This window comes from Mammaliicoccus stepanovicii, assembly GCF_002902525.1.
GTDB classification, from domain to species: Bacteria; Bacillota; Bacilli; order Staphylococcales; family Staphylococcaceae; genus Mammaliicoccus; species Mammaliicoccus stepanovicii.
Map to the genome: position 1 here is coordinate 1 of NZ_PPQZ01000005.1, position 20,752 is coordinate 20,752.

Genomic DNA, 20,752 nt, shown 5'->3' on the forward strand with positions numbered 1-20,752 from the left:
ACTTGTGAGTTGTTATTTAACAAGTTAAGAGATTTTATTTATTTTTTATGTAAGTATAACCAATAAATTATAAGCACTTATTAAATTTATAGTGAAATTTTTCATAATTTTTATTGAAAAAGTATTGCACCTAAATAATTTATCATTTATACTATCCATAGTAAGCGTTTACATAAAAGGGGATCAAAACTTTCTGGGGGAAATTTTTGGTTAATACAATACGGTTAACAGGGTATTCTAAAGGGGGATACTCTGTTTTTTTGGTTTCTCGACGATTATACGGTATAATGTGTAAGATATTTCGAAAGGATGGCCAAATAAAATGAAACAAATTATGCTCAAAAGAGGCAAAGAAGAAAAATACTTAAGAGGATATCCTCTTATTGAAAAAGAAGATGCATTTGAAATGCCTAATATGGATGAAGGCGAACTTATCGCGTTAGTAGATGAAGGAAAGAATTTTATAGCAACAGCTTATTATGGTGAACAAAATAAAGGTATCGGATGGGTGCTATCACTAGATTCAACTGAAAAGATAGAACATAAATTTTTTGTAAACTTATTTGAGAACGCTAAAGAGGAAAGAACTTACTATGAGAACGTCAATGGAATAAATGCGTATAGACTTTTCAATGCTGAAGGAGATGGTATTGGAGGTTTAACGATAGATAATTATGATGGTCATTTGCTTATTCAATGGTATTCAGTCGGTATATACAGACTGAAAGATAGAATTTTACCGGCCATTAAAGAGACATTCGAATATAAATCTATATTTGAGAAGAAAAGATTTAAAGGAATGGAAACGACTTCTGACTTTGTTGCTGGAGAAGCACCTGAATTTCCATATGTAATTGAAGAAAATAATTTGTTTTACAATATCAATTTAGATGACGGTCCTATGACTGGTATTTTCCTTGATCAAAAAGATGTACGAAAAAAATTAAGAGATCAATATAGTGAAGATAAAGATATTCTAAATTTATTTAGTTATACTGGTGCATTTTCAGTTGCAACAAGTATGAATGCACGTTCAACAACTAGTGTAGATTTAGCAAATAGAGCAAGAGCATTAACTGAAGATAACTTTGGATTAAACGAAATGGATCTAGAAAACAATCACATTTTCATTATGGATGTATTTGATTATTTCAAATATGCATATAGACATGGATTAACTTATGATGTTGTCGTTATTGATCCACCAAGCTTTGCTCGAAATAAGAAAAAAACATTCAGCGTTCAAAAAAATTACCATGAGTTAATTGAAGGTGCAGTTGATATATTAAATGAAAATGGTCATCTTGTTTTAAGTACAAATTCAAGTGCTTTTCCTCAAAAAGCATTCAAAAAAATGATTAATCATACGTTAGATTCAATGAATTTAGATTATACAATTACAGATGTAATGGGCTTACCTAAAGATTTTAAGAGCAATCCACATTACAAGCCAAGTAAGTATTTAAAAGTTGTTTTTGTTCAAATAAATGGTTAAAATTTACTTTTAGAGGGTATATAATAACATTCATTAAAATGAATATTAATGATATGTGAGGAGACTAATATTATGAGTATTTTTAATAAATTAACAACTAAAGCAGGAAGCAAAGCATTCGGAATTGAAGAAATTAAAAAACGTTCTGAATTGCCTGTAACACAAGAAGAAATACTTGAGCGAAGAAAAAGAGCGCAAGAGATTGTAAGAAAAAAATCTTTAATGTCAACTGCAGCTAATGTTGTACCAATTCCAGGTCTTGGAGTAGGTATGGATATTAAATTGATGGGAGATATTATCGAAGATATCAATAAAATTTATGGATTAAGTCATAAACAAGTTAACAATATGCAAGATGACTTAAAACAAAAAGTTTTAGCATCAGCAGCGATGAAGGGTAGCCAATTTATCGGTCAAAAAGTTTCAAATGCTATGGTGAAAGTTTTCTTTAAATCTATAGTTAAGAGAGAAGCGGCTAAACAATCAAGATGGGTACCAATCGTTGGGCAAGCAGTAGCTGGTTCAATTAGTTACTATTTAATGAAGAAAATGGGAGACGATCACATTCAAAAATGTGAAAATGTCCTAGAAAATTTATAAATAATATTTACGAAAAGGGAGCGGGACAGAAATCTCATTTTATCAAAAAAGATTTCGTTGTCCCACCCCGGCAAGGATGACTAGAATTGAAAACAGCTTGATATAAAGCGTATTTTCAATTCAGTCATCTACTGCCAATAAAACAAAAGTCTGGGACTTATTCATGATGTCCCAGACTTTTTTGTATTCCTAAATTATGATTCGTAACTTTAGGTTAAATTTGCAATTATAATGAAAGCGTTTTATAATCAAAATATGAACAAAAGTTTGGAAAATAAACAAATGTTTGAGAGGTGAACGTATTGAATGAAAATGAAAAGCTAATACTCAAATTAATTAAAGAAAATCCTTTCATATCTCAACAAGAACTTTCTGAAAGTGTTGGATTATCAAGACCAGCAGTAGCCAATTTGATTTCTGGACTTGTAAAGAAAGAATATGTACAAGGGAAAGCGTACGTATTAAATGAACAAAGCCCGATTGTATGTATTGGAGGCGCTAATATTGATCGAAAGTTTCATATAAGTAATCAACTTATAAATGGGACATCAAATCCAGTAACATCAGAATCTTCTATAGGCGGCGTTGCAAGGAATGTAGCAGAAAACTTGGGTAGAATCGGTGAAGATGTACTGCTATTAACGACATCAGGCAATGATGCAGAATGGCAGCATATTGCTGACTTATCAAGACCGTTTATGAACGTGGATTATGTTGAGAAAATATCAAACGAATCTACAGGTAGCTATACAGCGTTACTTGATCAAGAAGGTAATATGACATTAGGTCTGGCAGATATGTCTGTATATGATAAAATCACGCCAGAATTTATGATTAAAAACACATATTTATTAAACAAAGCCCAATGTATCATTGCTGATTTGAATTGTCCGAGAGAAACGCTTGAATTTTTATGTGCTTACGCTGAAAAGAAACATATTAAACTCGTATTAATTGCTGTTTCAGGACCGAAAATGAATCGCATGCCTCATAATTTACACGCTGTTGATTGGTTAATTTTAAATAAAGATGAAGTTGAAGCATTTGTTGGAAAAAATGCTGAGAACAATGACCAACTAACTGACTATATGAATGAAATTTATTCATTAGGCGTAAAGAATATTATCGTTACGACTGGTAAAGAGAATATTTATTATGTAGGTGAGATGGGAAGCAAAGTTTTCGATGTTACACCTGTTAAAGAAGTAACAGATGTGACAGGTGCGGGTGATGCATTTTCATCAGCACTCGTATATGGATGGTTAAAATCATACGACATTGATAAGATTATTAAATTTGCGAATGCAAATGCTTCAAAGACGATACAAACACCATTTACCGTAAGACAAGATTTACATGAAAAACAATTAATAAAAGACATGGAGGAATTATAATGAAAAAATATATTCAATTTTCGAAAGAAGTAGAGCAAGCAAAACGTGAAGGAAAAGCGGTAGTCGCTTTAGAATCAACTATTATTTCACATGGTATGCCATACCCACAAAATGTTGAAATGGCCAAAAAAGTAGAACAAATTGTAAGAGATAACGGTGGCGTACCAGCAACAATTGCGATTATTGATGGAGAAATTAAAGTAGGTTTAAATGAGGAAGAATTAGAATTATTAGCAAGTGCTGAGGATGTTGCGAAAGTTTCAAGAAGAGATATAGCAGAAATTCTTGCGACGAAACGAATTGGTGCAACGACTGTTGCTTCAACTATGATATGTGCACAATTAGCAGACATTCAATTCTTTGTGACAGGTGGAATTGGTGGTGTTCATAAAGGTGCTGAACATACTATGGATATTTCAGCAGATTTAGATGAATTATCTAAAACAAAAGTAGCTGTTATTTGTGCTGGTGCGAAATCAATTTTAGATTTAGATAAGACGTTAGAGTACTTAGAAACGAAAGGTGTTCCTGTTGTAGGTTACAAAACAGATGAATTACCAGCATTCTTCACGAGAGAAAGTGGTTTGAAACTAAATACAAGAATCGATGATGTAAAAACTATTGCGAAACTAGCTGAAGTACAATGGGATTTAGGATTAGATTCAGGTATTGTCATTGCGAATCCAGTACCTGAAACAGATCAATTAGAACCATCATATATTAATGCAATAATAGATAAAGCAGTTCAAAAAGCCGAAGAAGAAGGTATTCATGGTAAAGATTCAACGCCATTCTTATTAGGTGAAATCGTAAAACAAACTGGCGGAAAATCTTTAGAAACAAACATTAAACTAGTGGAACATAATGCAAAAATAGGTACTCAAATTGCTGTTGAGTATACAAAGCTTTCAGAATAGTTATATATACAACAAATAAATGCATAGTTATGTAATTTTATTGAATTTTATCTATTTTTTTGATACTATTTAAACGTATAGATAAAATTTGATTTTATACATTTTAAATATAGGAATCAAAAGGAGATAATAAAAATGGAACAAAATTCTTACGTAATTATTGATGAAACGGGTATTCATGCAAGACCAGCAACAATGTTAGTACAAACAGCTTCAAAATTTGACTCAGACGTTCAATTAGAATATAACGCTAAAAAAGTCAACTTGAAATCAATAATGGGTGTAATGAGCTTAGGTGTTGGTAAAGACGCTGAAATTACTATCTACGCTGAGGGTAGTGACGAGAAAGAAGCGATTGCTGCTATTACTGAAGTATTATCTAAAGAAGGATTAACTAAATAATGTCAGAATTATTAAAAGGTATCGCTGCTTCTGATGGCGTAGCTATCAGTAAAGCATACTTGTTAGTTGAACCAGATTTATCTTATTCTAGTGAAAATATCAGCGATGTAGATGGTGAAGTTGAAAAGTTTAAAGCTGCAGTGAACCAATCTAAAGTCGAACTTACTCAAATTCGTAATAATGCTGAAAAGCAACTTGGACCAGATAAAGCTGCGATTTTTGATGCACATTTACTTGTGTTAGAAGATCCAGAGTTACTTAATCCAATTGAAGAGAATATTCGTAACAATAAAGTGAATGCACCAACAGCATTAAATGAAGTATCTACTAACTTTATTACAATCTTTGAAAATATGGATAATGAATATATGAAAGAACGTGCAGCAGATATTCGCGACGTTTCTAAACGTATATTGGCACATATCTTAGATGTAGAATTGCCTAATCCAAGTATGATTAACGAAAGTGTTGTTATTGTCGGGGAAGATTTAACACCTTCTGATACAGCGCAGTTAAACAAAGAATTTGTTAAAGGTTTTGCTACAAATATTGGCGGTAGAACTTCACATTCTGCAATTATGAGTCGCTCATTAGAAATACCAGCAGTTGTTGGTACTAAAGATGTTACAGTACGTGTTAAACACGGGGATAGTATCATAATTGACGGACTAACTGGTGATGTCATAATTAACCCAACTGATGATGAAGTATTAGCATATGAGCAAAAGCAAAAAGACTTCTTAGCTGAAAGGGAAGAATTAGCTAAACTTGTAAACGATGAATCAGTCTCAAAAGATGGCGTCCACATAGAACTTGCTGCGAATATTGGAACACCTAACGACTTAGAAGGTGTTAAGAACAATGGCGCAGAAGGTATTGGATTATATCGTACAGAATTTTTATATATGGGTAGAGATAATATGCCTTCAGAAGAAGAGCAATTTGAAGCATATAGTAAAGTTCTTAAAGAGATGAACGGTAAACGTGTTGTTGTTCGTACTTTAGACATAGGTGGAGATAAAGAATTATCTTACTTGAACTTACCTAAAGAGATGAACCCATTCTTAGGGTATAGAGCGATACGTTTATGTTTAGATCAACAAGATATCTTTAGAACACAATTAAGAGCACTTTTACGTGCTTCTGAGCATGGTAGGCTGAACATCATGTTCCCAATGATCGCTACGATTCAAGAGTTCAGAGATGCTAAAGCGATTCTTTTAGAAGAGAAAGAAAAACTAGTATCTGAAGGTGTGAAAGTAGATGATGATATCGAAGTTGGTATCATGGTTGAAATTCCTGCAACTGCAGCACTTGCAGATATTTTTGCTAAAGAAGTTGACTTCTTTAGTATTGGAACAAATGACTTAATTCAATATACAATGGCTGCAGACCGTATGTCTGAGCGTGTTTCTTATTTATACCAACCATATAACCCAGCGATTCTTCGATTAGTTAAACAAGTAATTGAAGCTTCTCATAAAGAAGGTAAATGGACTGGTATGTGTGGAGAAATGGCCGGAGACAGTACTGCTATTCCATTATTACTTGGATTAGGGTTAGATGAATTTTCTATGAGTGCAACTAGTATTCTTAAAGCAAGAAAACAAATCAAACAATTAGACCAAAAAGAAATGCAAGAATTGGCTGGACGTGCAATCAATTGTGCGACATCTGAAGAAGTTATAGAATTAGTTAACCACATATAATGAAATAACTTAACTAAGTTTGAATATATTTCATGCTGAAATAAAAGCTCACATTACTAGGATTGTCCTAATAATGTGAGCTTTTTTATGTGGAATATGCGTTTGCCTTAAGATGAAAAAGGGCAATTTCTGGTTGGCAAAATAATCGTATAGGAAGTCTAGTCATTCCTATACCAAAATTGACGTATAAATATTGATATCTTCTTATTTGATATAATCCTTGTTTATATATTTTTCCGAAATCTGGAGTGTAAATTGCACCATATTTTGGGAGACGAACTTGACCTCCATGTGTATGGCCAGAGAGAACTAGATTAATGTTAGGGTTTAATAACTTAACATTATCTGGTTCATGCATCAAACATAAACTAAAGTCTGGTGTTATTTCATCATGCTTAAATGAAGCATTGTAGCTTGGTTGTCCAAAACATGCATCATCTATACCTTGAATTAGAATATTACCACCATGTGTTTGAATATAATGGTGTTTATTTAATAATACGTTGAATCCAGATTGGGTTATGATATTTAGTACTTCTGAAATGCTATTTGACCCATAATCATGATTACCAGGAACAAAGTATTTACCATACTTAGAATAAATAGTTTTTAATAATGGTATGATGAGCTTAGGATTAAAATTTAATAATTTAATATTATCAAAGCAATCACCAGTAAAACATACAATATCTGGTTTTAACGCATTAATAGATAATACAAGTTGATGTAAATCTTCTAAATCAAAGTGGTATCCAATATGAGTATCCGTTATGTGTACAATTTTAATATCATGTTGGAGATTTGTATTAAATGAAATTTCTTTCGTTTTTATATTTGAATTCGGAAAATTTATTTTCATAATGAAATTCCTAACGCTATATTGAAAGATTCAATATCTACTTGATAATAAATATTGTCATTGATAATGATAGTAGGCGTAGAGAAGCTATCTAAATCTATTAATTCGTTTTTAAATTGTTTGTTTTTTATATTTTTTTCAGTGAAGTCTATATTATGATTCGTAAAATATTGTTTAACAAATTGACACGGAGGACATTGATCTTGTGTATAAATAGTGACTTGATTCATCTTTTTCACCTCAACTTTATATAGACATAATATACTGTATTTATCTTATCTTCAATCTTTATAGATCAATTTGCCATTAATTTGTCATCAATTAAGAATTTAATATATTTTAAAAATGTTTGGATTGATGTATAATGTTATACAAATGTGATGTAAATCACAAACATTGAATGGAGGAATATTATGGATGCAGTAGTTGTAAGTCGTTTACTTACTGCTATGACTTTAGGTTTTCACATCATTTTTGCAACAATTGGTGTGGGTATACCATTGATGTTTGCAATAGCAGAATTCATAGGTATTAAAAAGAATAATCCAATGTATATTGCTATGGCGAAGAGATGGTCTAAAGGATATACAATTACAGTAGCAGTAGGGGTTGTAACGGGAACAATTATAGGTTTACAGCTTTCTCTTTTATGGCCATCATTTATGCAATTAGGTGGTCAAGTTATTGCATTGCCATTATTTATGGAAACATTTGCATTTTTCTTCGAAGCAATTTTCTTAAGTATATATTTATATACATGGGATAGATTTAAAGGGAAATGGACACACTTTTTAATTACATTACCAGTTATTATCGGAGGAACATTCTCAGCGTTCTTTATAACATCAGTGAATTCATTTATGAATACACCGAATGGATTTGACTTTATTAAAGGGAAATTAATGAATATTGATCCAATTGCAGCGATGTTTAATGCATCATTTGCAGTAAGGTCTTTCCATGTTGTAGCAACTGCTTTTATGACAGCAGCATTTATATTAGCAAGTATTGCAGCATATCGACTCATTAAAAATAAATTTAATGATGATAGAGAATATCATAAAAAAGCATTGAAGTTAACAATGACAGTCGGATTAATTGCTAGTTTGTTAGCAATGTTAGCTGGAGATATGTCTGCTAAATTTTTACATCAAGAACAACCTGAAAAATTAGCAGCAATGGAGTGGCATTTTGAAAGTGAGTCAAAAGCAGATTTAGTTTTATTTGGCTATGTTGATGAAAAAAATCAAGAGGTCAAAGGTGCAATTAAAATACCTGGCGCGTTAAGTTTCTTGTCAGATAATAATTTTAATACTGAAGTTAAAGGATTAAACGAATTTAAGAAGGATGAAACACCACCATTAATTATTCATTATTTCTTTGATCTTATGGTATTCTTTGGTGTATATTGTTTCATCGTATCTGCGATTTTTGTTGTATTAAAATGGACAAAGAAATGGTCTCAATATAATAAACCGTTATTATATTTAGCGGTATTAACAGGTCCACTTGCTATGTTAGCTATCGAGTTTGGTTGGTTCTTAGCAGAAATGGGTAGACAACCATGGATTCTAAGAGGCTATTTAAAAGTAGCAGATGCAGCAACGAATGCAGATGGTTTATCATTAGTATTTATCGCTTTTGCAATTCTGTATTTAGTATTAGGTATTTCATCAAGCTATGTATTGATTAGAATGTTTAGTCATAGTAAAGCAACCGATGATGTTAATAAAATTATAGAAAGAAAGGGTGAAGTATAATGGATTATCAACATATAGGTGTCACTGTACTTTGGCTCTTCTTGTATGGTTATATTATCATAGGTGCTATTGATTTTGGCGCAGGGTTCTTTGCTTTTCACGCGAAATTAACGAAGCAAGATCATATTATTAATAATTTAATTTCAAGATATTTAAATCCAGTTTGGGAAGTGACCAACGTATTCTTTGTATTCTTCTTTGTTGGTATAGTCGGATTCTTTCCAGACTCTGCATATTATTTCGGATCAACATTATTAATTCCTGGTAGTGTCGCTTTGATATTATTAACGATTCGCGGTAGCTTTTATGCATTCGAAAATTATGGTCAAGAAGGTAAATTATCTTGGTTGTTCTTATATGGTGCTACAGGTTTATTAATTCCAGCATCTTTATCTACGATTTTAACGATAGCTGAAGGTGGATTTATTAAAGAAGACAAGCATGGCGTACATTTAGAATGGTTGGATTTATTGTTAAGTCCTTACGCCTGGGCAGTCGTATTTTTAGCAATAGTATCGGTACTATATATATCTTCAGGATTTTTAACTTATTATGCGAATAAAGCTAAAGATAATGAAGCATACAAATTATTAAGACAATGGTTCTTAATTTGGGCAATCCCAATGATTATCATATGCCAATTTGTTTTCTTATCACTTAGACAACATAATGAAACGCATTTCAATAATGCTATTACACACTTTTGGTGGTTATTTGGACTTAGTACGACATTCTTTATTATAGCAGTTACTTTAATTTATTTAAGAAGAGCGCACGGGCTGGCATTCATCATGATGTTACTTCAATTTGGAACAGCATTCTTTGGATACGGAATAAGTAAGATGCCATATATTTTATATCCTTATATAGATATCAATAAAGCAGTAGTAAATGAGCAAATGGCATTAATGTTAGTCATTGTATTTATTTTAGGTTTACTTTTATTAGTACCATCGCTAATATTGTTATTGAGATTATTTATCTTTGATGCAGATTATGTGAAAGGTAAAAAATAATTTTAAACAATAGTCTGGAGGCTTATCATGAGTAAGGAATTTGTAGTAATTGGCTTAGGTCGATTCGGAGGCAGTATTGTAAGAGAATTAAACGCTTTGGATATGGATGTAATGGCCATTGATGCTGATGAGGCAAGAGTGAATGAATTTAGTGATATTGCCACACATGCTGTAATTGCTGATACGACAGATGAAGCAGTAATGAAAAGTTTAGGTATTCGTAATTTTGATCATGTTATTGTTGCCATAGGTGAAAATATCCAGGCAAGTACACTTACTACTTTGATTTTAAAAGAGTTAGGTGTTAAGAAAGTAACAGCGAAAGCCCAAAATGATTACCATGCGAAAATACTTAACAAAATTGGTGCAGATACAGTTGTTCATCCAGAAAGAGATATGGGTAGAAGAATTGCTCATAATGTAGCAAGTGCTTCTGTATTAGATTATCTTGAACTTTCTGATGAGTATTCAATCGTTGAAATTAAAGCAGGGGAAAGACTTGCTGGAAGCTCTATATTAGAGTTAGATGTACGAGCTAATTTTGGTATCAATATTATTGCGGTTAAACGAGGTAAGGATATTATTGTAGCACCAGATCCAAATGAAAATATTGAATATAATGATATATTAATTGTGATTGGTCACGACAATGATTTAAATCGTTTTGAAAAGAAATTAGTAAATGAATAAACATATTACGACATAAATCAAAATAAATAAGCATCTCACTTAACTGATTTTAGTTTTATAGTGAAATGCTTATTTTTTTATAATATCATATGATTTTTTCACGCGCTATTTGTTACTTCAACCTCTAAGTAGCAAGATTCACTAGTCTAGCAAAATAGCACGCCTCTATACCATTATCATCAAACAAGTCAGTATTATCTTATTCACTTCATAATTAAAGAAGCTACGACATTTATGTCGCAGCTTCTTTAATACTTCAATTATTTAATTTTCATAATAATTGGTAATATCATTGGTTTACGTGCTGTTTTTTCATATAAGTAAGGTTGAAGTGCTTCAGTAATTGTTGACTTAACATGATGCCATTCAACTTTATCGTTATTGTTTAATTTTTCGATGACTGCTTTCTTGATTAATCTTTGTGCGTCGTAAATTAAATGTCCTGATTCTCTCATATAAACAAAACCACGAGATATAATATCTGGACCTGAAAGTAGTTGTTTTGTTTTGAAATCGATACTCACAACTACGATTACAAGGCCTTCTTCTGATAGTACTTTACGATCTTTAATAACAACGTTACCGATATCACCAATACCGCTACCATCTACAAATACTGAACCAGATGGTATACGTCCTGCGTGTCTTGCAGAATCTTTAGTTAACGCAAGAACATCTCCAATTTCATAAACGAAGATATTGTCTGGATCTACGCCACAGTTTATTGCTGTTTCACTATGTTTCTTAAGCATTCTGTATTCGCCGTGTATCGGCATGAAATATTTAGGTTTCATAAGTCGTAACATTAATTTTTGTTCGTCTTGTGAACCGTGTCCTGATGTATGGATATTAGATAATTTACCATGTATGACATCAGCTCCAGCTTTATAAAGTGAATTAATTGTTCTGTTTACACTTTTCGTATTACCTGGAATAGGTGATGAACTAAATACAACCGTATCTTCAGGTATAATACTGATTTGTCTATGTGTACCATTAGCGATACGAGATAATGCTGCCATTGGCTCACCTTGTGAACCTGTACATAATATTAATAATTCATGTTTAGGAACTGAATTAATCTTATTTGGTTCAACGAATGTTTCAGGTGGTACTTTAATATAACCTAATTCTGTACCAATCTTAATATTGTTTTCCATTGAACGACCAAATACGACTATTTTTCTATTATATTTAACGGCTGCTTCAACTGCTTGTTGAACACGATATATATTTGATGCGAATGTAGCAAATATAATTCTACCGGTACACTTACGGAAGATTTCGTCGACATTTTGTCCTACTTCTTTTTCACTAAGTGTAAAGTTAGGTATTTCTGAATTTGTTGAATCTGATAATAAACAAAGAACGCCTTCTTCGCCTAGTTGTGCCATCTTAGCTATATTAGCTGGTTCCCCAACAGGTGTGAAGTCGAATTTAAAGTCACCAGTATGAACGACTTTACCTTCAGGCGTGTCTGCAATAATACCATATGCTTCAGGTATACTATGTGTTGTTAAATAGAATGAAATTTTAAAGTGTTTAAATTCGAACACTGATTCTTCGTTAATTTCAATTAGTTGTGCAGTTTTTAATAAATGGTGTTCTTCTAACTTATTTCTAATTAAACCTAATGCTAATGGTCCACTATAAACTGGGACATTAATTTGCTTTAATAAGTATGGAACGCCACCAATATGGTCTTCGTGTCCATGGGTAATAAATAACGCTTTGATTTTGTGTTTGTTTTGAATTAGATAAGTATAATCAGGAATAACGTAATCGATACCAAGTAATTCATCATCAGGGAATTTAATACCTGCATCAATTACAATGATTTCATCTTGATATTCGAGGGCATACGTATTTTTACCGATTTCACCGAGTCCTCCCAGTGCGTATACACCTAATTCATTTTTTTGTAGAGGCTTCATTAAATTGTCTCCACAGTAAAGTGATCTGATTGTTGTTCATATTCTAAATGAGCGCCCTCTAATTTTTGGACAAATTCGATGTTATAATTACGATCTGATAAAAATCGTCTAACTTGTTCTTCAGTTTGTCCTTCGAAATATTTTGTTTGTGTACTTTCACGTACTATTACTTCGCTTTTATCTTGTTGAAAAAATACTTTAAAAATTGCCATATCTATAAATCCTCCTAGGTTAATTAACATAAATAAAGCCCTAGTTACAATCTAGGGTTTGTCAATTTTGAAATTTGATTCCCGTACATTTTTAAAAGTAATTATACAATTTATATAAATACCTTTTTAATAAGTTCATTTTACATGATAATCACATATAAATAAAGATATTTAACTAAATCTTTCATATATATTGATTATGGACTAAAATAGTAAAAAAGGAGGCGATGAAAGTTGGATACAAAATTAATATTTTTTGATATAGATGGAACAATCTATGACGAGAATAAAGAGATACCTAAATCAACATTAGTAGCAATTGAAAAATTAAAGGCTGCCGGACATATTGTCGCAATTGCAACTGGACGAGCACCATACATGTTTAAAGAAGTAATTAAGGCTACAGATATACATACATTTATCTCTTTAAATGGTCAGATTGTCGTTAACAACGATAAAGTAGTAGGGAAATATCCTTTAAATAAAGAAGAATTAAGCCAAATTGTAGAAAATGCACATCAGAACAATCATCCACTTGTATTCTTTGGAGAAGATGATGTTTATGCAAATGTTGAAAGTAATCAAGATATTTCGGAAAGTTTAGGGTCATTAAAGATGGATTACCCTAAATACCAAAATACATTTTATTTACATCATCCTGTATATCAAGCGCTTATATTCCATACAGAAGATGAAGATGATAAATATGATGGTTTATTTGAATCATTAAAATTTTACAGATGGCACACATTAAGTAGGGATGTTGTCCCGAACAATCGTTCAAAAGCTGAAGGCATTAAGGAGTTAAGTCATGAGCTAGGCTTTAAAATGGATGATGTAAATGCCTTTGGTGATGGGCCAAATGATATTGAGATGATAACGGAAGTTGGATGTGGTGTTGCCATGGGAAATGCTGTTGACGAACTTAAATCTATTTGTGATTTTGAGACGAAACATGTCAGTGAGGACGGCATTTACTATGCATGTATTAAATTAGGATTGATAAATGAATAGGATGTGAATGTAATGGATAAAGTTGAACGCATTATCAAAACAATAAAAGCTGAAAAAAACAGAACTGATAAACATTTCAAAGGCATTGAATTTAATATCAGACAAAATGAAGTCGTCATGATTTTTGATTATGATGAAACAGTTAATAATGTTAAACAAGACCCTCATTATATTAAACATAACAAAGACCCAGAATGGTTAACACTCGAAGAACTAGAAAAAATCCAACAAGCATTACATGAACAAAATATTCATTTTATTGAACGACGAGATGAATTTATGTAAGTGTGAGAACATAATATATTTATAAACTAAAAACACCCAATCCATGAAAAGTTTCGTCATGGATTGGGTGTTTTGCGTTTAAATACTAACTTTCATTTAAAATGTTAGTTAACTTCAATAGCGTCTTGTAATGGTTCAAAAGGTGCTTCTTGATTGATGTGATCATAGAACATAACACCATTCAAATGATCGATTTCATGTTGTAATACGATAGCTGGATATCCTTTGAATCTTTTTTTGAAGAGATTTCCTTCAATGTCGTACGCTTGAATTGTTATTTTGAAATTACGGTGAACTAAACCTGGAATAGATTCATCCACGCTTAAACAACCTTCGCCACCTTGCAAGTATGCTTTTTGAATGCTATGACTTACGATTTTTGGATTAACTAATTGTAATTCAATGGCGTTTCCTTTACCGTCATCACTAATATAAACTGCAAGCATCTTCTTAGATACATTGATTTGTGGTGCTGCTAAACCAACACCAGAGCGAAGACCGTACTTTTTAGCTAATTGTTCATCTTGTGAGTTCTTTAGGAAAATTAACATTTCATTTAAAGTTTCTTTATCCTCATTAGATATTGGTAATTCAACGTCCATTGCTTTTTTTCTAAGTGTTTCGTGTCCATCACGAATTATATTTTCCATTGTAATCATTTAAATGCACCTTCCTCATATAAAATATATCAAAAACACGCCACATTTACATCTATAAATAATTGTGTAAATAAAAAAAACAGAGTAACATGTTTATAGAATATGTAAGGAGGCAATACAAATGATTGGCAAGAAATTATTAACAGTAACATTAACAACTTCTATAATATTAACAGCATGTAGTCAATCTACTGATTCGCTTGAGGCTTACTATAATAAGTTAGATAAAGCAAATCAAAAAGAAAGTGTGATAGTGGATTTAAATAAAAAAATGAAATCTTTAGAAATGAAAAAAGTTAAAAAGATTCAAGAATTGAATAAAGCAAAAGGAAATGACTTCAATACTAAAGCTAAAAACATAACAGATGGAATTGATGATAGAGAAGCAATCATTAATAAAGAAGAGAAAGCTTTGGCTGAATCGGAAAAGATTTATAAAAGTTCAAAGAAAGAATTTAATGCAATAGAAGATAAAGATCAAAAGAAAGAAGCTAAAGAATTAAAAACAGCATTAGATAAAAAATATGCATTACACGAAAAAGTTATCAGTGGTTATAAAAATGTCTTAAAAGCTGAAAAGAATTTGTTTGGTTATTTATCAAGACCAAATGCTACACAAAAGGAAGCTGATGAACGTTCTAAAGAACTTTCGGAACAAAACAAGAAAGTAGAAAAAGTAGTAACAGATTACCAAGAAATACTTAAAAAAGTTCAGAAAGAAAAGAAAGATGTTGCGGATTTATTAGACAAATAAAGTATACTAATACAGTTATTTTTTTGTTGTAATACAGCAAGAGTAAATCCCTTTATAAAAGGGCTCTTTCAATGTTAGTATTTTTTATTTAACAGTAAAACAGTTTTGTGTTAAACTGATTAAGAAATGATTATTTAATATAGGGAAAGGTATGGTGAATTGAATGGCTCCGAGAAAAAAAGCCCAATTCGATGCAGTAGCGACTTTAAATGAAATAGAGTCTAAATTTGAAATGGTTCAAGTATTAGATGAAGAAGGCAATGTCGTAAATAATGACTTATTACCAGACTTATCAGACGAAGAATTAGTTGAATTAATGGAAAGAATGGTATGGACACGTGTATTAGATCAACGTTCAATTTCTTTAAATAGACAAGGGCGTTTAGGATTTTATGCTCCTACAGCGGGACAAGAAGCGTCACAACTTGCGTCACACTATGCACTAGAAAAAGAAGACTATGTATTACCAGGTTATCGTGATGTACCACAATTAATCTGGCACGGATTACCTTTAACTAAAGCGTTCTTATTCTCACGTGGACACTTTATTGGTAACCAATTCCCAGAAGGGGTAAATGCATTGAGTCCACAAATCATTATCGGTGCTCAATTTATCCAAACTGCTGGAGTTGCATTAGGTATCAAAAAACGTGGTAAGAAAAATGTTGCAATCACTTATACAGGAGATGGTGGTTCTTCACAAGGTGATTTCTATGAAGGAATTAACTTTGCATCTGCTTATAAAGCGCCAGCTATTTTTGTTATCCAAAACAATAATTATGCAATTTCTACACCTCGTGACAAGCAAACAGCAGCTAAAACGTTAGCACAAAAATCTGTTGCAGTTGGTATTCCTGGTGTATTAGTTGATGGAATGGATGCTTTAGCAGTTTATGCAGTTACTAAAGAAGCGCGTGATCGTGCTGTAAATGGTGACGGTCCTACATTAATCGAAACATTAACTTATCGTTATGGTCCACATACAATGGCTGGTGACGACCCAACTCGTTATAGAACTTCTGATGAAGATTCAGATTGGGAAAAGAAAGATCCATTAGTACGTTTCAGAAAATATCTTGAAGCCAAAAAATTATGGTCTGAAGATAAAGAAAATGAAGTAATGGAAAAAGCAAAAGAAGAAATTAAAGCTGCGATTAAAGAAGCAGATAGTACACCTAAACAAAAAGTTACTGATTTAATGGAAAATATGTATGAAGAAATGCCTCATAACTTGGCTGAACAATATGAAATTTACAAAGAGAAGGAGTCGAAATAAGTCATGGCACAAATGACAATGATTCAAGCGATTAACAATGCACTTCAAAACGAATTAAAAAGAGACGAAGATGTTCTTTTATTCGGTGAAGACGTTGGTGTAAACGGCGGAGTTTTCCGTGCTACAGAAGGTTTACAAAAAGAATTCGGTGAAGATCGTGTATTTGACACGCCACTTGCAGAATCTGGTATTGGTGGTTTAGCTTTAGGTTTAACGCTTGAAGGTTACCGTCCTGTCATGGAAATCCAATTCTTTGGTTTCGTATTTGAAGTTATGGACTCAATAGCTGGACAAATTGCACGTCATCGTTTCCGTTCAGGTAACTCAAAAACTGCACCAGTTACAATCCGTGCGCCATTCGGTGGTGGGGTTCATACACCTGAATTACATGCGGACAACTTAGAAGGATTAATGGCACAATCACCAGGTTTGAAAGTTGTTATTCCATCAAACCCATATGATGCTAAAGGTTTATTAATCTCAGCAATCCGCAGTAATGACCCAGTTGTTTATTTAGAACACATGAAACTTTACCGCTCATTCCGTGAAGAAGTTCCAGAAGAAGCTTACGAAGTAGAAATCGGTAAAGCAAAAGTTAAACGCGAAGGTACAGATTTAACAATAATTACTTATGGTGCAATGGTTCAAGAATCATTAAAAGCAGCAGAAGATTTAGAAAAAGATGGCTATTCAGTTGAAGTTATTGATCTTATCACTGTATCTCCATTAGATGTTGAAACAATCGTTAAATCAGTAGAAAAAACAAATCGTGTCATTGTTGTTCAAGAAGCTCAAAAACAAGCTGGTGTTGGTGCAAATGTTGTAGCTGAAATTTCTGAAAGAGCAGTATTATCTTTAGAAGCGCCAATTGCAAGAGTTGCAGCTGCAGACACAATCTATCCATTCACACAAGCTGAAAGTGTATGGTTACCAAACAAAAAAGACATCGTAGCACAAGCTAAAAAGACATTAGAATTTTAATGTGTATTAAAATACTAATTTAATATTTAGGAGGAAAAAATCGTGTCATTCGAATTTAAATTGCCAGATATCGGTGAAGGTATCCACGAAGGTGAAATTGTAAAATGGTTTGTTAAAGCAGGAGACGAAATTCAAGAAGACGATGTATTATGTGAAGTACAAAATGATAAATCTGTCGTTGAAATTCCATCACCTGTTTCAGGTAAAGTTGAAGAAGTCATGGTAGAAGAAGGTACAGTATCAGTTGTTGGTGATACAATCGTTAAAATCGATTCACCTGATGCAGAAGGATTACAATTTAAAGGTCATGATGAAGAAGAAGAAACTAAAGAAGAAGCAAAAGAAGCGCCTAAAGCAGAAGAAACTAAAGAAGAAGCATCTTCTGAAAGTAAATCTGAAGAAGTAGACGATTCTAAGCGTGTTATTGCTATGCCTTCAGTTCGTAAATTCGCACGTGATAACGATGTAAACATTAAAGCAGTATCAGGTTCAGGCAAAAATGGTCGTATCTTAAAAGAAGATGTTGAAGCATACTTAAATGGTGGTTCTAAACAAGAAGCAGCAACAGAAGAAGCACCAGCACAAACTTCAACTGAAGATACAAAAGCTGTACAACCAGCACAAGTTCCTGAAGGAGAATTCCCAGAAACACGTGAGAAAATACCAGCTATGCGTAAAGCGATTGCGAAAGCAATGGTTAACTCTAAACATACTGCACCTCATGTTACATTAATGGATGAAATTGATGTTCAAGAATTATGGGATCACCGTAAAAAATTCAAAGAAGTTGCGGCTGAACAAGGTACCAAATTAACGTTCTTACCATATGTTGTTAAAGCATTAGTATCAGCACTTAAAAAGTACCCAGCTTTAAATACTGAATTTGATGAAGAAAATGGTGAAATTGTTCATAAACATTACTATAATATAGGTATAGCTGCAGATACTGATCGTGGATTATTAGTTCCTGTAGTTAAAAACGCTGATCATAAATCAATGTTCGAAATTTCAGATGAAATTAACGAATTAGCTGTAAAAGCTCGTGATGGAAAATTACAAGCTAACGAAATGAAAGGCGCAACTTGTACAATTAGTAATATTGGTTCAGCTGGCGGACAATGGTTTACACCAGTAATCAACCATCCTGAAGTAGCAATTTTAGGAATTGGTCGTATTGCTCAAAAACCTATTGTTAAAGATGGCGAAATCATTGCAGCACCTGTATTATCATTATCACTAAGCTTTGACCACAGACAAATTGATGGTGCTACTGGTCAAAACGCTATGAACCATATTAAGAGATTATTAAATAATCCAGAATTATTATTAATGGAGGGGTAAAAATGGTAGTTGGAGATTTTCCTATTGAAACAGATACTATTGTAATTGGAGCAGGTCCTGGGGGTTATGTTGCAGCAATTCGTGCAGCGCAATTAGGACAAAAAGTAACAATCGTTGAAAAAGGCGAATTAGGTGGCGTTTGTTTAAACGTTGGTTGTATTCCATCTAAAGCGTTATTATCAGCATCACACCGTTTCCATAATGCACAACATTCAGAAGATATGGGTGTAATTGCAGAAAAAGTTTCATTAAACTTCGAAAAAGTTCAAGAATTCAAAAATGGCGTAGTTAAAAAATTAACTGGCGGTGTTGCTGGATTAATGAAAGGTAACAAAATTGAAGTTGCTAAAGGTGAAGCGTATTTCGTAGATGAAAATAACTTAAAAGTTATGACTGAAAAAGCATCACAAACTTACACATTTAAAAATGCAATCATTGCAACTGGTTCACGCCCAATTGAAATTCCTAATTTCAAATTTGGTAAACGTGTTATCGATTCAACTGGTGCATTAGCACTTAAAGAAGTTCCAAAAAAATTAGTAGTAGTTGGTGGCGGATATATTGGATCTGAGCTAGGAACTGCATATGCTAACTTTGGTTCTGAAGTTACAATTCTTGAAGGCGCTAAAGATATTTTAGGCGGATTTGAAAAACAAATGACTCAAATTGTTAAAAAAGGCTTAAAAGCTAAAGGCGTTGAAATCGTTACAGAAGCAATGGCTAAATCTGCTGAAGAAACTGATAATGGTGTTAAAGTTACTTATGAAGCAGGCGGAGAAACAAAAGAAATCGAAGCTGATTACGTGTTAGTAACTGTAGGACGTCGTCCAAATACTGATGAATTAGGTCTTGAAGAATTAGGCTTAAAAATGTCAGATCGTGGATTAGTTGAAGTTGACGAACAAAGCCGTTCTTCAATCGAGAACATCTTCGCAATTGGTGATATCGTTGCGGGACCTCCATTGGCTCATAAAGCTAGTTATGAAGCTAAAGTAGCAGCAGAAGCTATTTCAGGTGAAAGATCTGCAGTAGATTACTTAGGTATTCCAGCTGTATGTTTCACTGAACCAGAATTAGCTACTGTTGGTCATACTGAAGCAAGTGCTAAAGAAGCAGGAATTGAAGTGAAAGCTGCTAAATTCCCATTTGCTGCAAATGGTCGTGCATTAGCATTAAACGAAACTGCTGGTTTTGTTAAACTAATCGCATTAAAAGAAAATGGATTATTAGTAGGTGCTCAAGTAGCAGGTACTGGTGCTTCTGATATTATTGCTGAACTAGGTTTAGCTATTGAAAGCGGTATGACTGCTGAAGATGTATCATTAACTATCCATGCTCACCCAACATTAGGTGAAATTTCTATGGAAGCTGCTGAAGTTGTATTAGGTACGCCAATCCATACTATGTAATAAATATACTACAGAGGCTGGGACACATTAAACTATGTCCTAGCC

Annotated in this window: 21 protein-coding genes; 16 read left to right on the top strand and 5 right to left on the bottom strand. The window is 32.7% G+C overall.

Going from position 1 to position 20,752, the window contains the following annotated elements:
• Positions 1–322: 322 nt before the first annotated feature.
• From CD111_RS00505 to ptsP, 6 genes are all read left to right on the top strand, one after another.
• Complete coding sequence (locus tag CD111_RS00505) at positions 323–1,495, top strand: class I SAM-dependent rRNA methyltransferase (RefSeq protein ID WP_095088689.1); 1,173 nt, start codon at positions 323–325, stop codon at positions 1,493–1,495.
• Positions 1,496–1,567: 72 nt separating this feature from the next.
• Positions 1,568–2,095 carry a DUF697 domain-containing protein gene (locus CD111_RS00510; protein ID WP_095088688.1) on the top strand — a complete coding sequence of 176 codons (528 nt, stop codon included), beginning with the start codon at positions 1,568–1,570 and terminating at the stop codon, positions 2,093–2,095.
• 302 nt (positions 2,096–2,397) lie between these two features.
• Positions 2,398–3,489, top strand: coding sequence for a carbohydrate kinase (locus tag CD111_RS00515; protein ID WP_095088687.1), 1,092 nt, complete (start codon positions 2,398–2,400; stop codon positions 3,487–3,489).
• Complete coding sequence (locus CD111_RS00520; protein ID WP_095088686.1) at positions 3,489–4,406, top strand: pseudouridine-5'-phosphate glycosidase; 918 nt, start codon at positions 3,489–3,491, stop codon at positions 4,404–4,406. The genes CD111_RS00515 and CD111_RS00520 overlap by 1 nt, the downstream gene beginning before the upstream one ends.
• A gap of 135 nt (positions 4,407–4,541) precedes the next feature.
• Positions 4,542–4,808, top strand: coding sequence for a phosphocarrier protein HPr (locus tag CD111_RS00525; protein WP_095088684.1), 267 nt, complete (start codon positions 4,542–4,544; stop codon positions 4,806–4,808).
• The gene (gene ptsP, locus CD111_RS00530; RefSeq protein WP_095088682.1) at positions 4,808–6,517 is read left to right on the top strand and encodes a phosphoenolpyruvate--protein phosphotransferase; all 1,710 of its coding nucleotides are present in this window, start codon (positions 4,808–4,810) and stop codon (positions 6,515–6,517) included. Before CD111_RS00525 ends, ptsP begins: the two co-directional genes overlap by 1 nt.
• Positions 6,518–6,602: 85 nt before the next feature.
• Here the strand turns inward: ptsP and CD111_RS00535 are convergent, their stop codons facing one another.
• On the bottom strand, positions 6,603–7,376 hold the full coding sequence (locus CD111_RS00535) for a metallophosphoesterase (protein WP_095088681.1): 774 nt from the start codon (positions 7,374–7,376) through the stop codon (positions 6,603–6,605).
• Positions 7,373–7,606 carry a glutaredoxin domain-containing protein gene (locus CD111_RS00540; protein ID WP_095088679.1) on the bottom strand — a complete coding sequence of 78 codons (234 nt, stop codon included), beginning with the start codon at positions 7,604–7,606 and terminating at the stop codon, positions 7,373–7,375. Before CD111_RS00540 ends, CD111_RS00535 begins: the two co-directional genes overlap by 4 nt.
• A 183-nt stretch (positions 7,607–7,789) precedes the next feature.
• Here CD111_RS00540 and CD111_RS00545 point away from each other — a divergent pair, with 183 nt between their 5' ends.
• Genes CD111_RS00545 through CD111_RS00555 form a run of 3 tightly spaced genes read left to right on the top strand, consistent with a single transcriptional unit; the run spans position 7,790 to position 10,842 of the window.
• Complete coding sequence (locus CD111_RS00545; protein WP_095088677.1) at positions 7,790–9,136, top strand: cytochrome ubiquinol oxidase subunit I; 1,347 nt, start codon at positions 7,790–7,792, stop codon at positions 9,134–9,136.
• Positions 9,136–10,152: a cytochrome d ubiquinol oxidase subunit II gene (locus CD111_RS00550; RefSeq protein ID WP_095088675.1), complete on the top strand. Its 1,017-nt coding sequence runs from the start codon at positions 9,136–9,138 to the stop codon at positions 10,150–10,152. The genes CD111_RS00545 and CD111_RS00550 overlap by 1 nt, the downstream gene beginning before the upstream one ends.
• A 27-nt stretch (positions 10,153–10,179) precedes the next feature.
• Positions 10,180–10,842, top strand: coding sequence for a potassium channel family protein (locus CD111_RS00555; RefSeq protein WP_095088673.1), 663 nt, complete (start codon positions 10,180–10,182; stop codon positions 10,840–10,842).
• Positions 10,843–11,102: 260 nt separating this feature from the next.
• Here the strand turns inward: CD111_RS00555 and rnjA are convergent, their stop codons facing one another.
• The gene (gene rnjA / locus CD111_RS00560) at positions 11,103–12,776 is read right to left on the bottom strand and encodes a ribonuclease J1 (protein WP_095088671.1); all 1,674 of its coding nucleotides are present in this window, start codon (positions 12,774–12,776) and stop codon (positions 11,103–11,105) included.
• The gene (locus tag CD111_RS00565) at positions 12,776–12,988 is read right to left on the bottom strand and encodes a DNA-dependent RNA polymerase subunit epsilon (RefSeq protein WP_095088669.1); all 213 of its coding nucleotides are present in this window, start codon (positions 12,986–12,988) and stop codon (positions 12,776–12,778) included. The genes rnjA and CD111_RS00565 overlap by 1 nt, the downstream gene beginning before the upstream one ends.
• Positions 12,989–13,222: 234 nt before the next feature.
• Here CD111_RS00565 and CD111_RS00570 point away from each other — a divergent pair, with 234 nt between their 5' ends.
• Positions 13,223–14,002: a Cof-type HAD-IIB family hydrolase gene (locus tag CD111_RS00570; RefSeq protein WP_095088667.1), complete on the top strand. Its 780-nt coding sequence runs from the start codon at positions 13,223–13,225 to the stop codon at positions 14,000–14,002.
• Between the two features lie 12 nt (positions 14,003–14,014).
• Positions 14,015–14,287, top strand: a complete 273-nt coding sequence (locus tag CD111_RS00575; protein ID WP_095088665.1) for a hypothetical protein — start codon at positions 14,015–14,017, stop codon at positions 14,285–14,287.
• A gap of 104 nt (positions 14,288–14,391) precedes the next feature.
• Here the strand turns inward: CD111_RS00575 and def are convergent, their stop codons facing one another.
• Positions 14,392–14,946 carry a peptide deformylase gene (def, locus tag CD111_RS00580; RefSeq protein ID WP_095088663.1) on the bottom strand — a complete coding sequence of 185 codons (555 nt, stop codon included), beginning with the start codon at positions 14,944–14,946 and terminating at the stop codon, positions 14,392–14,394.
• A 121-nt stretch (positions 14,947–15,067) separates the two neighbouring features.
• On the opposite strand from def, the gene CD111_RS00585 reads away from it, so the two are divergent.
• The 5 genes from CD111_RS00585 (at position 15,068) to lpdA (ending at position 20,707) form a co-directional block, all read left to right on the top strand.
• Positions 15,068–15,700 carry a YkyA family protein gene (locus tag CD111_RS00585; protein ID WP_095088661.1) on the top strand — a complete coding sequence of 211 codons (633 nt, stop codon included), beginning with the start codon at positions 15,068–15,070 and terminating at the stop codon, positions 15,698–15,700.
• A 163-nt stretch (positions 15,701–15,863) separates the two neighbouring features.
• On the top strand, positions 15,864–16,976 hold the full coding sequence (gene pdhA / locus CD111_RS00590; protein WP_095088660.1) for a pyruvate dehydrogenase (acetyl-transferring) E1 component subunit alpha: 1,113 nt from the start codon (positions 15,864–15,866) through the stop codon (positions 16,974–16,976).
• A gap of 3 nt (positions 16,977–16,979) precedes the next feature.
• Positions 16,980–17,957 (top strand): alpha-ketoacid dehydrogenase subunit beta, encoded by a 978-nt coding sequence (locus CD111_RS00595; protein WP_095088658.1) that lies wholly within the window; start codon positions 16,980–16,982, stop codon positions 17,955–17,957.
• Positions 17,958–17,999: 42 nt separating this feature from the next.
• Positions 18,000–19,298: a dihydrolipoamide acetyltransferase family protein gene (locus CD111_RS00600; RefSeq protein ID WP_095088656.1), complete on the top strand. Its 1,299-nt coding sequence runs from the start codon at positions 18,000–18,002 to the stop codon at positions 19,296–19,298.
• 2 nt (positions 19,299–19,300) lie between these two features.
• On the top strand, positions 19,301–20,707 hold the full coding sequence (lpdA, locus tag CD111_RS00605) for a dihydrolipoyl dehydrogenase (RefSeq protein WP_095088654.1): 1,407 nt from the start codon (positions 19,301–19,303) through the stop codon (positions 20,705–20,707).
• Positions 20,708–20,752 lie beyond the last annotated feature (45 nt).

Bases quoted from the DNA above. Each gene is read 5' to 3' on its own strand.
- CD111_RS00550 (WP_095088675.1), top strand. From the start codon at position 9,136: ATGGATTATCAACATATAGGTGTCACTGTACTTTGGCTCTTCTTGTAT.
- CD111_RS00510 (WP_095088688.1), top strand. From the start codon at position 1,568: ATGAGTATTTTTAATAAATTAACAACTAAAGCAGGAAGCAAAGCATTC.
- CD111_RS00525 (WP_095088684.1), top strand. From the start codon at position 4,542: ATGGAACAAAATTCTTACGTAATTATTGATGAAACGGGTATTCATGCA.
- CD111_RS00575 (WP_095088665.1), top strand. From the start codon at position 14,015: ATGGATAAAGTTGAACGCATTATCAAAACAATAAAAGCTGAAAAAAAC.
- CD111_RS00595 (WP_095088658.1), top strand. From the start codon at position 16,980: ATGGCACAAATGACAATGATTCAAGCGATTAACAATGCACTTCAAAAC.
- rnjA (WP_095088671.1), bottom strand. From the start codon at position 12,776: ATGAAGCCTCTACAAAAAAATGAATTAGGTGTATACGCACTGGGAGGA.
- def (WP_095088663.1), bottom strand. From the start codon at position 14,946: ATGATTACAATGGAAAATATAATTCGTGATGGACACGAAACACTTAGA.
- CD111_RS00535 (WP_095088681.1), bottom strand. From the start codon at position 7,376: ATGAAAATAAATTTTCCGAATTCAAATATAAAAACGAAAGAAATTTCA.
- CD111_RS00585 (WP_095088661.1), top strand. From the start codon at position 15,068: ATGATTGGCAAGAAATTATTAACAGTAACATTAACAACTTCTATAATA.
- CD111_RS00565 (WP_095088669.1), bottom strand. From the start codon at position 12,988: ATGGCAATTTTTAAAGTATTTTTTCAACAAGATAAAAGCGAAGTAATA.
- CD111_RS00520 (WP_095088686.1), top strand. From the start codon at position 3,489: ATGAAAAAATATATTCAATTTTCGAAAGAAGTAGAGCAAGCAAAACGT.
- CD111_RS00545 (WP_095088677.1), top strand. From the start codon at position 7,790: ATGGATGCAGTAGTTGTAAGTCGTTTACTTACTGCTATGACTTTAGGT.
- pdhA (WP_095088660.1), top strand. From the start codon at position 15,864: ATGGCTCCGAGAAAAAAAGCCCAATTCGATGCAGTAGCGACTTTAAAT.
- CD111_RS00555 (WP_095088673.1), top strand. From the start codon at position 10,180: ATGAGTAAGGAATTTGTAGTAATTGGCTTAGGTCGATTCGGAGGCAGT.
- CD111_RS00540 (WP_095088679.1), bottom strand. From the start codon at position 7,606: ATGAATCAAGTCACTATTTATACACAAGATCAATGTCCTCCGTGTCAA.
- ptsP (WP_095088682.1), top strand. From the start codon at position 4,808: ATGTCAGAATTATTAAAAGGTATCGCTGCTTCTGATGGCGTAGCTATC.
- CD111_RS00505 (WP_095088689.1), top strand. From the start codon at position 323: ATGAAACAAATTATGCTCAAAAGAGGCAAAGAAGAAAAATACTTAAGA.
- lpdA (WP_095088654.1), top strand. From the start codon at position 19,301: ATGGTAGTTGGAGATTTTCCTATTGAAACAGATACTATTGTAATTGGA.